11 protein-coding genes are annotated in these 15,626 nt (G+C 33.4%); 5 read left to right on the top strand and 6 right to left on the bottom strand.

The genetic code is table 11. From position 1 onward, the window contains the following. Positions 1-118: 118 nt before the first annotated feature. Positions 119-1,615 carry a hypothetical protein gene (locus D1818_RS12885; RefSeq protein WP_118459413.1) on the bottom strand — a complete coding sequence of 499 codons (1,497 nt, stop codon included), beginning with the start codon at positions 1,613-1,615 and terminating at the stop codon, positions 119-121. Between the two features lie 190 nt (positions 1,616-1,805). Here D1818_RS12885 and D1818_RS12880 point away from each other — a divergent pair, with 190 nt between their 5' ends. Next, a complete protein-coding gene (locus D1818_RS12880) occupies positions 1,806-3,062 on the top strand; it encodes an MFS transporter (RefSeq protein WP_118459412.1) in 1,257 nt (418 codons plus the stop codon). A 22-nt stretch (positions 3,063-3,084) separates the two neighbouring features. Here D1818_RS12880 and metG read toward each other — a convergent pair whose 3' ends face one another. From metG to D1818_RS12855, 5 genes are all read right to left on the bottom strand, one after another. Next, positions 3,085-5,151 carry a methionine--tRNA ligase gene (gene metG, locus D1818_RS12875; RefSeq protein WP_118459411.1) on the bottom strand — a complete coding sequence of 689 codons (2,067 nt, stop codon included), beginning with the start codon at positions 5,149-5,151 and terminating at the stop codon, positions 3,085-3,087. A gap of 191 nt (positions 5,152-5,342) precedes the next feature. After that, the gene (locus D1818_RS12870) at positions 5,343-6,956 is read right to left on the bottom strand and encodes a DUF1501 domain-containing protein (protein WP_118459410.1); all 1,614 of its coding nucleotides are present in this window, start codon (positions 6,954-6,956) and stop codon (positions 5,343-5,345) included. A gap of 7 nt (positions 6,957-6,963) precedes the next feature. Further along, positions 6,964-8,424, bottom strand: coding sequence for a DUF1800 family protein (locus D1818_RS12865; protein ID WP_233558598.1), 1,461 nt, complete (start codon positions 8,422-8,424; stop codon positions 6,964-6,966). 387 nt (positions 8,425-8,811) lie between these two features. Next, the gene (locus tag D1818_RS12860; RefSeq protein WP_118459408.1) at positions 8,812-10,446 is read right to left on the bottom strand and encodes a DUF1501 domain-containing protein; all 1,635 of its coding nucleotides are present in this window, start codon (positions 10,444-10,446) and stop codon (positions 8,812-8,814) included. Between the two features lie 7 nt (positions 10,447-10,453). Beyond that, on the bottom strand, positions 10,454-11,998 hold the full coding sequence (locus D1818_RS12855) for a DUF1800 family protein (RefSeq protein WP_162897280.1): 1,545 nt from the start codon (positions 11,996-11,998) through the stop codon (positions 10,454-10,456). A 102-nt stretch (positions 11,999-12,100) separates the two neighbouring features. Between D1818_RS12855 and D1818_RS12850 the strand changes: the two genes are divergently transcribed. The 4 genes from D1818_RS12850 (at position 12,101) to D1818_RS12835 (ending at position 15,547) form a co-directional block, all read left to right on the top strand. After that, positions 12,101-12,997, top strand: coding sequence for an LD-carboxypeptidase (locus tag D1818_RS12850; RefSeq protein WP_118459406.1), 897 nt, complete (start codon positions 12,101-12,103; stop codon positions 12,995-12,997). 1 nt (position 12,998) lies between these two features. Further along, a complete protein-coding gene (locus D1818_RS12845; protein WP_118459405.1) occupies positions 12,999-13,358 on the top strand; it encodes a YraN family protein in 360 nt (119 codons plus the stop codon). Between the two features lie 28 nt (positions 13,359-13,386). Further along, positions 13,387-14,283: an aldo/keto reductase gene (locus D1818_RS12840; protein ID WP_118459404.1), complete on the top strand. Its 897-nt coding sequence runs from the start codon at positions 13,387-13,389 to the stop codon at positions 14,281-14,283. A gap of 139 nt (positions 14,284-14,422) precedes the next feature. Beyond that, positions 14,423-15,547: an AraC family transcriptional regulator gene (locus tag D1818_RS12835; protein WP_118459403.1), complete on the top strand. Its 1,125-nt coding sequence runs from the start codon at positions 14,423-14,425 to the stop codon at positions 15,545-15,547. Positions 15,548-15,626 lie beyond the last annotated feature (79 nt).

The following is a 15,626-nucleotide window of genomic DNA, read 5'->3' as shown; positions in this document are numbered from 1 at the left end:
ATGATTAATTATATACGATATATGTTTTTTAAATCTTATGGTTTATATGGGACATAAGAGTCAGACCATCTTTTTATAGTTATTTTATGTACTAATAGATTATTTTTAATGTAGAGGACTATTCTTTAAAGCTGTATAATTCATAGGTTCTTTTATTGGGATCGAAGAAACCATAATGTAACCTGTCCTTGTGTAAAAAGATATTAACCGCTTTGGTTTTGATATCTAAATTGTCCTCAAATTCAAATAGTCGATCATAGCCATTTTTCTTAATATCTCCTTGGATATGATCAAAGTTATTATCAAACAGGCAGTTGATATATGTAGACTTTGTGGTTGTATAACTACTATAGTTATAGAAGGTTGGATTAAAGCCTATCCACGCAACAGTAGAACCACCAACAGTACCTCCCATACCAAATCCACCACCAAATCCATTAATTCCAGTATATCCATTGCTAGTAGTAATTTCTTTTGTGCCCCCAAGTACGATATTATAAGCATTATCTACTTTGTACACGGATATCCCTAAATCAGAGGAAGAGATTTTCCTAAGATATTTGGATGTTTTTTCCATTTCTCTAACTCTATTCTCTGAAAAACCAGGAAGTATACCTCCTCCTTCCTGAATGATAGGCGAATTTTTAAATCGAATCGTATCTTCTTTAGTTACTTTATATTCTTTAATCATTTTTTCAGTCTTAAGATCCAATACAGTAAATTTCATTTTTTGATTGGAACTGGCGATCTGAAAAAGCTTATTATCGAATATATAAGAATTACTTTTACGATATCCCTCTTCAGTATTAGATGGCTTATCATAAGATTTCACAACGGTTTCAAAAGTCTCTAAATCAATAAAGCACAATTGAGTTTTCTTATGATTATAGTCAAAACTAAAAACCAATTGATTGTTAAACTGATATAACTTGTTTTCTTTTGAAGTAGTTTCAATAACGTTAGGGTTGCTTCCTTCGATTTTTTCAATATCTATAACAGAACGAGAAATTCCTCCTGTATCAGAAAGTAACAGATAGTATGCATTTATGGTGTGATTTCTGCTTCTAGGGTTAGGATATTCTAATTCTTTTAAAGAAACTGTATTTTTAGTAGGTATAAATTGTTTGTCAAAAGTGTAAATATTCAGATCCGATGATTTTTTTGTAATGGTGATTACATGAATTTTGTTGTTGTAAACAACACTTTCTACATATTTCTCTCCTTTAATTTTAAAGTCTAAAAATGTGTTTTTAGCAGTTTTTGTGTCAAAGTCAAAAGTTTGAACTCCAAATTTAGTACTCCAACTATCACTGAAGAAAATGGAATATGTATTTCCTTCAATATTATATCCTAGGATGTATCTGTATTTAGAAGGGATTGTTTTGGTAGAAATCTTAGATGTATTGGTGTAGCCGTTATCTAGCAAATGTGCGCGAAACTGTCTACCTTCTTCTAATAGAAGCATTAAATCACCAGTAAGCTGATTTGGTAATGCATAAGATTCCTTATTAGACTGAAATTTTACAAAACTATCTTTTAATTCAAATACTTTCTCTTGTGCCTTGGAGAAAAAGCATATGGATAGTAAGTTAATGAGTATTATATATCGTTTCATTTTTTTAATAAGTTGCTTTATATGTCAATAGTTTAGGCGATATCACATATTTAATCATCAAAAACCATACTATTAATACAAGTTTGTATAATGGATACTATGGTATTTTGGCCATTTCAGATAAGATAACAATTGGCTATATTTTGTAGACGAAGATACTATCTTTGTTAAAAAACTAATCGCCTTTTTAATGAAAAATGATCCATACTCAGCATTACGATATAAAGAGTTTACTATTTTTTTATTGATACGGTTATCGTTGGTGATGGCTTGGACTATGCAGTTTATAGTAATCGAATGGGAAGTGTATAGTCTCACAAAAGATCCTCTTTCTTTAGGTATCATTGGACTAATGGAGATAGTTCCTGCCGTGTCTTTGGCTTTATTTGCTGGCCATATTGTTGATCAAAAAGAGAAGAAAGGTTTACTACTAATATGTATTTTAGGGTTTTTGGCAATTAGTTTAGGTTTGTTTCTATTGACATTACCTAGTATTAGGAGTTCGCTGCCTGAATCTACTATCTTATATGGAATTTACTTTCTTGTCTTTTTAGGAGGTATTGTAAGAGCTTTTTTAGGTCCCACGATATTTTCTCTTCTGGCATTATTAGTTCCCAAAAAGATATACCCTAATGCTGCTACTTGGAGTAGTTCCACATGGCAAATTGGAGCTGTAGCTGGCCCAGCACTTGCTGGATTTACTATTGGTTTGATTGATGTGCATTGGTCGATGTTAGTTATTGTTGGTTGGGCTACACTAGCTTTCATTTGTTTGTTTAAGATCCCTAAAAAACCAATAATGAATCCCAACATAGGGGAACCTGTATTTAAAAGTTTGAAAGAAGGATTAAGATTCGTTTTTAAGACCAAAGCAGTTTTGGGGGCTCTTACTTTGGATATGATTGCTGTCCTTTTTGGAGGTGCTATTGCATTATTGCCTGTTTTTGCTCAGGATATTCTCAAAGTTGGGCCTCAAGGTTTTGGTGTTTTAAGAGCCGCTCCAGCTGTAGGAGCATTTATAATTATGTTTACCACAGCTTATTTTCCGATTAATAAAAAAGCGGGTATCAAGTTATTAGTAGCTGTTTTTGGATTTGGAGTGAGTATTATAGTTTTTGGTGTTTCTTCTGTTTTTTGGATTTCAGTGATTGCTTTGTTTTTTAGTGGAATTACAGATGGAATTTCAATGGTAATAAGGCAAACCATACTACAGCTTAAAACCCCTGATCATATGAGAGGGAGAGTATCTTCTGTAAATTCCATGTTTGTAGGATCTTCAAACGAGCTAGGTGCCTTTGAAAGTGGCATTACTGCTAAATACATGGGCACTGTAACTGCTGTTGTATTTGGTGGAAGTATGACACTATTAACTGTTATTTTTACGTCTATTATTTCACCAGCCTTTAGAAAATTAGACCTTAGAAAAGATATAGAAGAAAAAATTTAAGTAACTAGTGTTGTACTATATTTTAACTAATCACAGCTCCAGGATTCACTCCATCCTCATCTGGGTTCAGAAATACTAGTTTTCCATTGGGAGTTTCTGTCATAAGGATCATACCTTCACTTTCTACGCCTCTTAATTTTCTAGGAGCTAGATTTACGAGTACTGTTACCTTTTTACCAATAAGATCTTCTGGTTTAAAATGTTCTGCAATACCTGAAACGATCGTTCTAACATTAATTCCTGTATCTACTTTAAGCACTAATAGTTTTTTAGCTTTTGGCATTTTCTCTGCTTCTATAATAGTTCCTACTCTTAGGTCCATTTTAGTAAAATCCTCAAAAGTTGCTGTGTACTTTTGTGGTTCGATAATTTTATTTTCAGCTTCGTTGGTTTTTTTAGTAGCCTCTAGTTTGTCTAATTGCTTTTGGATATCAGCATCTTCAATTTTAGAAAATAATAGTTCTGCTTTTTCTATAGTATGACCTGCAGGAAGTAATACTTCTTTAGTTGCAATTTCGTTCCAAAGCGTCTCCAGTTCATTGGAGTTAACCGCTAGCATGTTTTTTAATTTCTGAGAAGTGAAAGGCAAAAACGGTTCTGATAAGGTAGCTAAGGCAGCTGCAACCTGTAAACCAACATACATAATAGTTTTTACACGTTCTGGATCGGTTTTCATTAATTTCCAAGGCTCTTCGTCCGCTAAGTATTTGTTACCTAATCTAGAAACATTTAGCAACTCCTGAGATCCTTCTCTAAATCGATATCGCTCTATAGAACTGCTAATAACACTTGGGTATGCCTTTAATTCAGTCAACGTTTGTAGATCTACTTCAGAAAATTCGTTTGGAGCAGGAACTACACCATTATAGTATTTGTTTGTCAATACAACTATACGATTGATAAAATTTCCAAAATTACCTACTAATTCGTTATTATTTCTATCCTGAAAATCCTTCCAAGTGAAATCATTATCCTTAGTTTCTGGAGCGTTAGCTGTTAAAGAATATCTTAATACATCTTGTTTATCAGGAAAATCTTCTAAATATTCGTGTAACCAAACAGCCCAGTTTTTAGAAGTAGAGAGTTTATTTCCTTCCAAATTCAAGAACTCATTAGCAGGCACATTTTCTGGTAAAATATAACTTCCTTCTGCTTTTAACATGCTTGGAAAAATAATACAGTGAAATACGATATTATCTTTTCCAATGAAATGTACAAGCTTTGTATCTTTATCTTTCCAATAAGGTTCCCAATCTTTTCCTTCTCTGGCTGCCCATTCTTTTGTAGATGAAATATATCCAATCGGTGCATCAAACCAAACATATAATACTTTTCCTTCTGCACCTTCTACAGGAACAGGAATTCCCCAATCTAAATCACGAGTAACTGCTCTTGGTCTTAATCCATCATCAACCCATGATTTAATCTGGCCATATACATTTGTTTTCCAATCTTTTTTATGCCCAACTAATACCCATTCTCTCAAAAAATCTTCATATTGATCTAATGGTAAAAACCAATGCTTCGTTTGTTTTAATGTTGGTTTTGCTCCAGAGATAGTCGATTTCGGGTTTATTAAATCTGTTGCGTTTAATGAACTACCACAATTTTCACACTGATCACCATACGCTTCTTCGTTTCCGCACTTTGGACAAGTACCAGTTACAAATCTATCTGCAAGAAACTGATCTGCTTCTGCATCATATAATTGTTCTGATGTCTCTTCAATAAATTTTCCATCTTCATATAATTTTTTAAAAAACTCTGAAGCTGTTTCGTGATGAATAGGGGCAGAGGTTCTGGAGTAATTATCGAAAGTAATTCCGAAGTCTTCAAAAGATTTTTTGATGATTGCGTGATACTTATCTATAATTACCTGAGGAGAAACTCCTTCTTTTTTTGCACGCATTGGGATAGCCGCACCATGCTCATCACTACCACAAATAAATGCTACATCATTCCCAGTGATTCTAAGATACCTGGAATAGATATCTGCGGGCACGTAAACTCCTGCTAAATGTCCAATATGAATAGGTCCGTTTGTATATGGTAAGGCTGATGTAATTGTATATCTCTTAGGTGCGTTCATAATGCTTTTAAAAATGAGGCACAAAGGTACTAAACACTGAGATAAAATAAGAAGGCTTTATTTAATTAATGTAAAACTTAAATAATGTGCAATTGCTAAAGGTATTAGAGGGTCTTTTACACATAAAAATAAAAAACAGTATCAGAAATTAATCCGATACTGTCTAACATAAAATAGGATGTTGAATCCAGTTATAAAATCATTACCGGTTTGCTATATTGTTGTTTACCTTTTGTTATTCTATACGCATAAAAGCCTTCAGATAATCTAGTCTTAGCTGCTTCTTTTACATTAATGACATGTTCTCCTTCTAAGAGGATTTCATTTTTTAATGTTGCTATTTTTTGCCCAGTAATGCTATATAAGTCAATATTAACGTGACCTACTTGGGCATTATTTATATGAAGAAAAGATTGACTACCGGTATAAGTGACGGTATGACTGAAGGTTTGAAAATCAGGAATTTCGTTATCGGTGCCAAGACTACTGCAATTAAAGCCTAAGTCGAGAGCATTATATTCTTGATCTAGAAGAACTTGATCTACAACATTACCATCTATACATAACCATTCTTTCATCATAGAAGCATAGACTTGTCTAAAATCGTTAGTGTTGTATAGGTTTCCGTTTCTATTCAAGTTAGATAAATCAGGATGCTCCCCGATAAGACCATTGCCGTCTAATCCAGTTCCAAAAAGCATCATCGGTGCAGCAGTACCGTGATCCGTTCCACGAGATCCATTTTCTTTTACCCTTCTTCCAAATTCTGAAATAGTCATAGCAACAACTTTATCATCCCATCCTGCATCTTTAAGATCATCATAAAAATGAGACATTGTTTCTGATAGTTGAGTAAGAAGCTGTTCCTGTCTATTTAACTGATCATTATGAGTATCAAAACCACCTAGAGTCACAAAATACACTTTAGTTCCTAAATTACCCTTTATTAGTCTAGAAACCACACTTAATTGTTGTGACAATCTATTATCGGGATAATTTCCAAAGTCAGATGTGCTTTCATAGGCATCATTAATGACACCTGCATAGGTAAATGTAGTATTAGCGACACCTTTTAGGTATCCTACTTTTTCTCCATGTGTACAATCCGGAAGATTACTTAAATCATAAAGAGATCCGTTTTGAGCAATTTCAAAGAGTTTCTTAGGATCAGCCACAGAAAAAGCAAAGTTATTTTGCTCTCCATTAAAAATGAGATTACCGCTGCTTCCAATTTGGATCGCTGCAGGACGTTCTGGAGGACTTAGTAAATAATCAGGATAGAGTTTTTCAAAATATCGTCCCATCCAGCCGGTTTCTTCTTGATCGGTTACATCAGAAGTTGCCCAAATGTCAGAACCTGTAAAATGCGATAAGGCACTTTCTTCGTATCCAACACCATGAACTATTTTCATTTTACCATCACCCCATAATCGCTCGAATTTATTGGCGTAATTAGGCATTCCATAATCGTCATTAAGATTAAATAACTGATTTTGTCGTATTCTTATATTAGGACGCGCGTTAGCATACGCATCGTATTGGTTTATTGGAATGACGGTATTTAATCCGTCATTACCTCCTTTAAGTCTAACAATAATAAGTACTCTATCCGTTTCTGATTGGTTTAGCGCAGCTGATAGAGGTGAGGGTTTTGATACGGATAACGCTGTATTCGCAAACGCTACAGTTCCTCCGCCTACAATACCTAAAGCTTGTAGAAATGAGCGTCTGTTCCATTTTTTATGCTCCTGATTATTACAACTATCAGGCTTAGGAGTGAAGTTTTTATAATGAGTATCACACATGATTTTTCTATTTAAGTTGGAATTCGGGAATTGTTATAAGAAATTCTAATAGTCTATAGACTTGTCTGGGAGCGGCATCCCAATTAAGATTCCAGGTACCATCTTCGAAATAGTTTTCAGGAACCTGATCTTTAAAAATTTCCAATCCCTGACTATATTCTGTGTCACTTAGTAACTCTTTAGAAAGGAAGTTATCTAATATAGATTTGGACACAAGCTCCACATCGTTAGAATCACTACCCATAATGTTTATTGCAAGTGTTCTAAACTGTTCTTCATTATGTCTCCACGATCTCCATAAATACCAACCAATTCTATCCCATCTTGTGGTTAACGTACTGGAATCAATCCAATCTTTATCTCCTTGCCAACCTGCTACATCCGTCGGTTTAAGTAAATCTTGCCCTAATTCTGTGCATCCACCTCTTATTTTGTTATTAAATTCAAAATCCGCAGGTAATTCGAAATTTAGATCTTTAAAGAAATTGATTTGTATATCAACGGGACTTTTAATAAGTACACCTTGACTCTTTTCGTCAAAAAAATGTTCACTTTTAAATAATTGTCTTAATACTGGTGCAATTTCGAAGTTGTTGTTCAGAAAAGTCTGTGCAAGTTGATCAACAATATCTTCATTCACAGAAGGACTAACAAAATAGCGATAGAATTTACCACAAATAAATTTTGCAATTTGCGCGGGTCTTTGCTCAAACAAAATCCGTATAACATCATTATAATCCCAGTTACCTTCTTGGTCAAAAATTATTTTATTTTCATTATCAAATTTGTTATTGTCAAAAGTGATGGCTCCCCAACGTTGTTCTCTTTCATTCCAACCGGTTAATGCTCTTGCAGTCTCTACAATATCATTTTGTGTATATCCATTGTCTACTCCTAAAGTAAAAAGTTCATAAAGTTCTCTTCCGTAATTCTCGTTAGGCCTATTTTTTGTGTTTTGATATCCATTTAAGTAAATTAACATGGCCGAAGAAAGTCCTATATCTGAAGTAAAGTCCTTAAAATTACCTAACGAATGAAATTGTAGTAGATTGTAATATTGAAACATATAAGCAGGACTTTGATATGTGTTATCTTCTGTTACAAAATGATTACTCCAAAATAAGGTAAGACGATCTCGGAGATTATTTTGAAACATATCTGCTACCATTTGATTTTTCCAATCCCTTCTATATGAAAAAGGATTTTCTGGTGTGGCATCAAAGTCATCTTTTATCCAATACCCCCATTCAGGTGCTGGAGTTGGGTTTAGATTCAAAGCTTCATCAATAAGACTATCAATTAAATTCGAAGGGCTTTGATTAAGAGCGCTGTCTACCATTTCAGGAGTAGCGCCAAAACCAAGTCTTCTATACAAATGATTAATCTTTTGTCTATTCCAGGGATTTGTATTAGTTGGAGAATAGACATTTAATGAAGCAACATTACACGAAGTATTTGTTGTCATCATAAGAATTTGTGTTAGTTAAGAATATTGTATTAGTTTAATTTTTGGAACGTAATTATTTGATAATTAGTTTCTTATTAAGAAACATTTAGCCATTATTATGAAAAATTTTGATTTTGTTTATTGTAAGAAGAGAACCCTTCTACTTACTATCAAAATTGACTTAAACTTATGAATTTAGGGAATGAATATACGTGTACTTTTAGTATACGCTGCTGGTCAATGAGTATTCGTTATTTTAATAATTTTTCGAATGTTAAAAAGTATTAAAATAACTTATAATTGTCTTAAAAAGAGAGGCTTGTTGTTTAATCTTTGAATTTGTGCTAAAACAAAAAGCTCCGGTTATTGATAACCAGAGCTTTTTAAAAAAAGAAGTATTTTTTCTTTCTAGGAAATCATCAGTGATCTACTAAATTCACCTGTTCCAGTTTCAATTCTATATACATATTGACCAGTACTTAATCTGGTTCCGGCAGATTCTTTTACATCTATAATGTGATCTCCTTCCAGAAGCATTTCATTTCTTAATGTGGCTACTTTTTGCCCAATGATATTGAACAATGTAATGTCTACATGAGTCGTTTCTGGATTATTAATATTAATAAAAGTTTGACCTCCATCATAGGTTACTATATGCGAGAGTGTTTCTCCATCTCCAGGTATATTGGGACTAACGCCACCACAAGTAAATCCTAGATCCAATGATTCAAACTCTGCACCAAGTAATGCCTGGTTTACTGTATCTGCAGGGATACATAACCATTCTTTCATTACAGTAGAATAGATTTGTCTAAAGTCATTTGTTTGTTCAGCATTATATCCTACTGATGGGTTTGTCGGAAGTTCAGGGTGTTCTCCAATGAAGCCGTTACCATTAAGCCCTGTTCCAAAAAACATCATAGGAGCAACCGTACCGTGATCTGTTCCTAAAGAACCATTTTCTACCAGCCTTCTTCCAAACTCAGAGATTGTCATAGTCAATACTTTATCATCCCATCCAGAAGCTTGTAGATCGGCATAAAAATTACTAATCCCTTCAGAAAAAGAATTTAGTAACTGTTGGTGTCTTTGTATTTGATTGTTATGAGTATCAAATCCCCCAAGCGTAACCATATAAACTTTAGTCCCAAGATTTCCTTTTATTAAACGAGCAACAATTCGCATTTGTCTCGCGAAACTATCATCTTCTAAATATCCTCCAAAATCAGTGGATCGGTTAAAGGCATCAAAAATTGCTTCAGCATAGGTGTAGGTTACATTGGTGCTTTCTCTTATAAAGTTTAATCGATCACCATAGGTACAATCAGGAGCAGGATCTAAGCTGTATCCCTGACTTTCGATATATTGCTCTAATCGCCCAGGGTCCGAAATTGCAAATGAGAAATCATTTTCCGGGCCTCTAAAAATTAGATTTCCAAGACTACCAATCTGAATAGATGGTGGACTTGGTGGTGGATCGGTTATGTAACTAGGATATAATCTCTGAAAATATCTACCCATAAAACCAGATCGCTCTTCTTCAGTCAGATTCGTATTTGCCCAAATATCAGTTCCTCTAAAATGAGATAATGTTTGGTCTTCATAACCTACTCCGTGAGCCACTTTCATCTGTCCATCTCCCCATAAGTTTTCTAACTTATTCATGGGTTTAGGCATGGCATATTCATTTTCTTCTAAGTTTATGAATTCACTAGGAGGAATTTTAATTAGGGGTCTGGCATTTGCATAAATATCGTATTGATTTACAGGAATAATGGTATTGTAACCATCATTTCCTCCTCCAAATCTGCAAATAATTAATATGTTATCGGTTTCAGCCTGACTTAAGGCTTGGGATAATGGTGAAGGTCTAGAAACAGTAAGGTTAGTATTTGCTAACATCATAGATCCACCACCTACAAGTCCTAACGCTTGTAAAAAAGATCTACGATTCCATTTTTTATGTTCGTCTGGATTACAAACTCCTTCTTTGGAGGTTGTTTTTGTTGCTTTTATATTGTTGGGCTGATGCGTATCACACATAGGTTTATTATTTAAGTTGGAATTCAGGCAATTCATCGATATGACTAAGTAGCGCATAAAATTGATCGGAAACTCCCGGTAAATCTAAGGTCCAAAGAAAAGGAGCTACTGCATCTGGTTCGTAATAATTCTCTGGATAAAATTCCTTAAAAATAGCTAAGGCTTCATCAAACAACGTTTGATCTTCTAATCCTCTAGGTAGAAAATAATCTAGAATTGCTTTTACCACGACGTTTACCTGTTCGCCTTGTAAAGTATTATTTACGAAACCATCTGCTAAGGTTCCGATAGGTAATTGATCTAGGAATAGACTAAATTGTGCCTGATTTTGGGAGTAAGAAGTATTAAGAATGTTTTGAACACCTTCCCATCTACCAATTAAATAATCCGGACTAATCCAGTCTTCATTTCCTTGCCAACCTTCTACATCAATTGGATTAAGCACCTCTTGTCCTATGGTAGTGGTTCTACCTAATAAGGAATTTAGCGAATCCAGTGTAGGTGGCGACTCGAAATGTAATTCGTTAAAAAAGGAAACAAATAAATCAATAGGACTTTTAATAATTGCACCGATTGCTTCTATGTTAAAAAAATGTTCACTTTTAAATAGTTGACGGAGTACAGGTGCAATCTCGAAATTATTATCAATAAATGTCTGTGCCATTTGCGCTACAATTGCTTCATTACAAGTAGAGCTTACAAAGTAGGTGTATAATTTACCACAGATATAATTGGCAATTAGGGTTTGTCTTTGCGTAAATAGGTGAGCAACTATATCATCTGGACTGCCAAGACCGTAATACCCAAAATTAGCAGTTTGCCCAAAAATATCTTTAGTATCATTACTAAACCGTGCTGGATTAAAGGTTATAGGTCCCCACGGAATATCATTGGTCTCTACCCAACCTGTAATGGCTTTGGCGGTTTCGATAATATCGTTTTCATTGTATCCATTATCCACTCCAAGTGTAAATAACTCATACAATTCTCGAGCATAATTTTCATTAGGTCTATCTCTAGTGTTTTCGTCACCATTTAGATAAACCAACATAGAAGAAGAAATACCTATATCATATACAAATTGTCTAAAATTACCAAGTGAGTGTAGCTGAAGAAGATTATAATATTGATATTGATAAGCAGGACTTCTGTATACTTGATCTTCGGTCACAAAATGATTACTCCAAAAAAGCGTTAATCGGTCTCTTAATCCGTTTTGAAGGAAATCATATATCATTTGTCTTTTACCTTCATCTTGGTAAAAATTGATATCATTATCTTCATTAGCTTCTTCTGCAGCTTCGAATTGATCTCGGTTCCAGAAACCCCATTCCGGAGCAGCATTAGGAGCCAACGCAATAGCGGCATCAATTAAAGAGTCTACTAATGCTGATGGATCGTTTTGGTTTAAAGCATCAGTTACTTGAGTCTTCGTAGCTCCAAAAGCAACACGACGGTATAAATGATTAATTTTACTGACATTCCAGGGGTTCTCGGATGTGGGAACATAGGGGTCCAAGGATGCTAAGTTACAAGAAGTATCAGAGATCATAGGCAATAGGTTTATTAGTGTTAAGGGACGATTTTCACTGTAATATAATAGTTTAGAACGAAAACATTTGTTAATTAGTATCATAAAATGAAATTTTAAGAAATGTTGAAGCCTGATTTTATAAGAAAAGGAGATAAAATAGCTATAGTTTCTACTGCAAGAAAAATTATAAAAAAAGAAATTGATGAAGCCATTGAGATTTTAAAAAAATGGGATTTAGAACCCGTTATTGGTGACACCATTGGCTTAGAAAACAATCAATTTGCAGGAACCGATGAAGAGCGAAGGCTGGATTTTCAGAAGATGCTAGATGATCCCGAAATCAAAGCTATTTGGTGTGCACGAGGCGGTTATGGTACAGTAAGAATAATAGATTTGTTGGATTTTTCTATCTTCATAAAACATCCCAAGTGGATTATTGGATATTCTGATATTACGGTATTACACACTCATATTCATAATTTTAATATAGCTACGATACACGCAGCAATGCCTGTTGATATTCATAAAGCTACGGAAGACTCAAGAAAATCGTTAAAGAGTGCTTTATTTGGAAAACCCAAGGATTATGTCATTCCAGTTTCAAAAAATAATAGATCTGGAAACTGTAAGGGAACACTTATTGGTGGAAATTTGTCGATTTTATATGCTTTATGTGGCTCGGTCTCTTCTATAGATACCAAAGGTAAAATACTTTGTATCGAAGACCTAGATGAATATTTATACCATATTGATAGAATGTTACAGAATCTGAAACGTAATGGATATTTTGATGAATTAAAGGGGTTGATTGTTGGAGGTATGACCAAAATGCACGACAATAATATTTCTTTTGGAAAAAATGCTAAGGAAATTATATTAGATATTGTAAAAGGGTATGATTTTCCTGTGGTTTTTGATTTCCCGATGGGTCATATAGAAGATAATAGAGCATTAGTTCTAGGATCTGAAGTTTCTATAGAAATGAGTCAGGATTCCGTAACGCTTAAATATATTTAGTATGGCAGAGCACAATACATTGGGCAAAGAAGGTGAAAAATTAGCAGTAGCGTTTTTACAGAAACATGGATATAATATTCTGGAAACGAATTATAGATACCTGAAAGCTGAAATTGATATTATTGCCCAAAAAGGAGATACTATTATAGTTGTAGAAGTAAAAACCAGAAGCACTCCCGAATTTGGAGATCCTCAGGATTTTGTAAAACCAAAACAAATACAGTTATTGGTAAAAGCAATTGATCATTATGTAGTGCAGAATGATCTGGATGTAGAAGTCCGTTTTGATATTGTTGCAATTATAAAGAATAAACTAGGAACTAGAATTGAACATCTGGAGGATGCTTTTTATCATTTTTAACAGTATTTAATTTAATAAGATCAAAGAAATGAACTATCATAAACTTGGTAATTCCGAATTGAAGATTAGTGAGGTGTCTTTTGGATGTATGTCTTTACAAGAAGATTTGGATATTACAGAAAAATTAATCCATCAGGCTTTTGATAAAGGAATTAATTATTTTGATACTGCTGATTTATATCAACATGGTCAAAACGAGTTAATGTTAGGCAATGCAGTTAAAGATTTTAGAGATAAGGTACTCATTGGAACAAAGGTTGGGAATCAACCGCGTAAAGACGGTAAGGGTTGGGACTGGAATCCTAGTAAGGAATATATCATAAAGTCGGTTGAAGAAAGTTTAAGAAGATTACAAACTGACTATATCGATCTTTATCAACTACATGGCGGTACTATTGACGACCCTATAGACGAAACTATAGATGCGTTTGAAATATTAAAAAAAGAAGGAAAAATAAGATACTACGGGATCTCTTCTATACGACCAAATGTGATTAGAGAATATGTAAAGCGGAGTAATATTTCTAGTGTAATGATGCAATACAGCCTCTTAGATAGAAGACCAGAAGAATCCTGTCTACGTTTATTAAAAGAAAATAATATTGGAGTACTGACAAGAGGATCCATAGCCAAAGGGTTATTGGCTGGAAAATCGCCAACAGACTATTTAAATTATACTGCTACAGAAGTAAAAAAGACCATTGACCTTGTGAAAAACATATCTAAAGATAATAGATCAATGTGCCAAACGGCTATTCAATTTGTATTAGAAAACATTTCTATAACTTCTTCAGTGATTGGTATTCGAACTGAAGAACAGTTACTGGAATGTGTGTTAGCTTCAAATGCTAAAAGATTGTCAAGTGAAGAATTAATATTGCTTCATAACAATCTGAAACCTAATCAATATGTGAATCATTTGTGATGTAAAAAGAGTGTTACATCTTTAAAATAATATATACCATTGTGTTTTTGATGAGGTAGTAAGCGGTATGATTGTGCCCAATCGGTCGCTTATATTTCTAAATTCTCTTAGATTTGAAAGGTAACTCTTAACCTTGTGTATGAATTCATTTGGAATTATAGATTTAATATTGTTTTTAGGAATTAGTCAAGGCATTTTTCTCGCTATTACATTGCAATTTTTGTCAAATAAGAATCGCTCTGCAAATTTCATTTTGTCTATTATTCTATTGATTTCTTCTATTATACTAATTGGAAGACTGTATTATTTTGTTTTTAAGGAAAGTGAGTTTTTAGCTAGGTTAGGAATGGTTGTGGATAGCTCTATATATTTATTTGGACCACTATTGTATTTATACGTTAGACGAATGGTAGTTAGTTCTAAAGAGAAGCCTGTTCTAAGGTGGGTAGAGTTTATTCCATCGGGATTACATTTTATATATGTATTGTGGACGTTCAGTTTATCGAGAAATGAAATGTTAGAGATGTACTACGATGGTTTCTTCGTAATCCCATATTTTATTGTAGAAATTTCTATTATCACTGTATTTACAATTTATATATTGAAATGTTTCATGCTGTTACGAAGATTTCGATTAGCAGAAGAAAGAGTTCTATCTTTTCATCAAGAAATATATTTTTATCTCATAGCATTAGTATCGGTTTTTTCTGTTCTAACGTTTTGCTGGTTTTTAAATCTTACCATAACTTTTGGAATGGGTGTATATAACCTATATTTTAATTACAACGTTGTTTGGTCATGTGTTCCTGTAATAATGTATGTTGTAGGTTTTTATAGTTTTAAACAACCAGAAATTTTTAGAGTACCTATTTTTTATCCCAAAAAAGATCTAACCAGAGATAGGCTTGGGAAAGATAAAATCGAAACACTTACTAGTTCATTAGAGCATTTGTTAATTGTTGATAAAGTTTATCTGAATCCAAATCTTACCCTCAGAAAACTAGCTGCAGAACTAAAAGTATCTTCTAACGATTTATCGTGGTTTCTAAATAAAATACATAAGTGTAACTTTTACGAATACATCAATAAATATAGGTTACAAGAGTTCATCGCTAAGATCCAAAAAGGAGAACACGAGCAACATACTATTTTAGCATTGTCGTTTGATTCTGGATTTAATTCTAAATCAACTTTTAACAAAGCTTTTAAGACAATATTAGAAGATACACCTAGCAATTATATCAAAAAGATGTCCAGTATTTAAGTCTTTATTTTTAGAGTGGATAAGAATAATCAGTCATTAATCAAAAAATAAAATCAATGAAGAAATCAAAAATCAAAAA

Origin of the sequence: Aquimarina sp. BL5, assembly GCF_003443675.1 — a bacterium.
GTDB lineage: Bacteria > Bacteroidota > Bacteroidia > Flavobacteriales > Flavobacteriaceae > Aquimarina.
The sequence above is the reverse complement of the archived record's forward strand: the minus strand, read 5'-3'. Positions and strand labels throughout refer to the sequence as shown.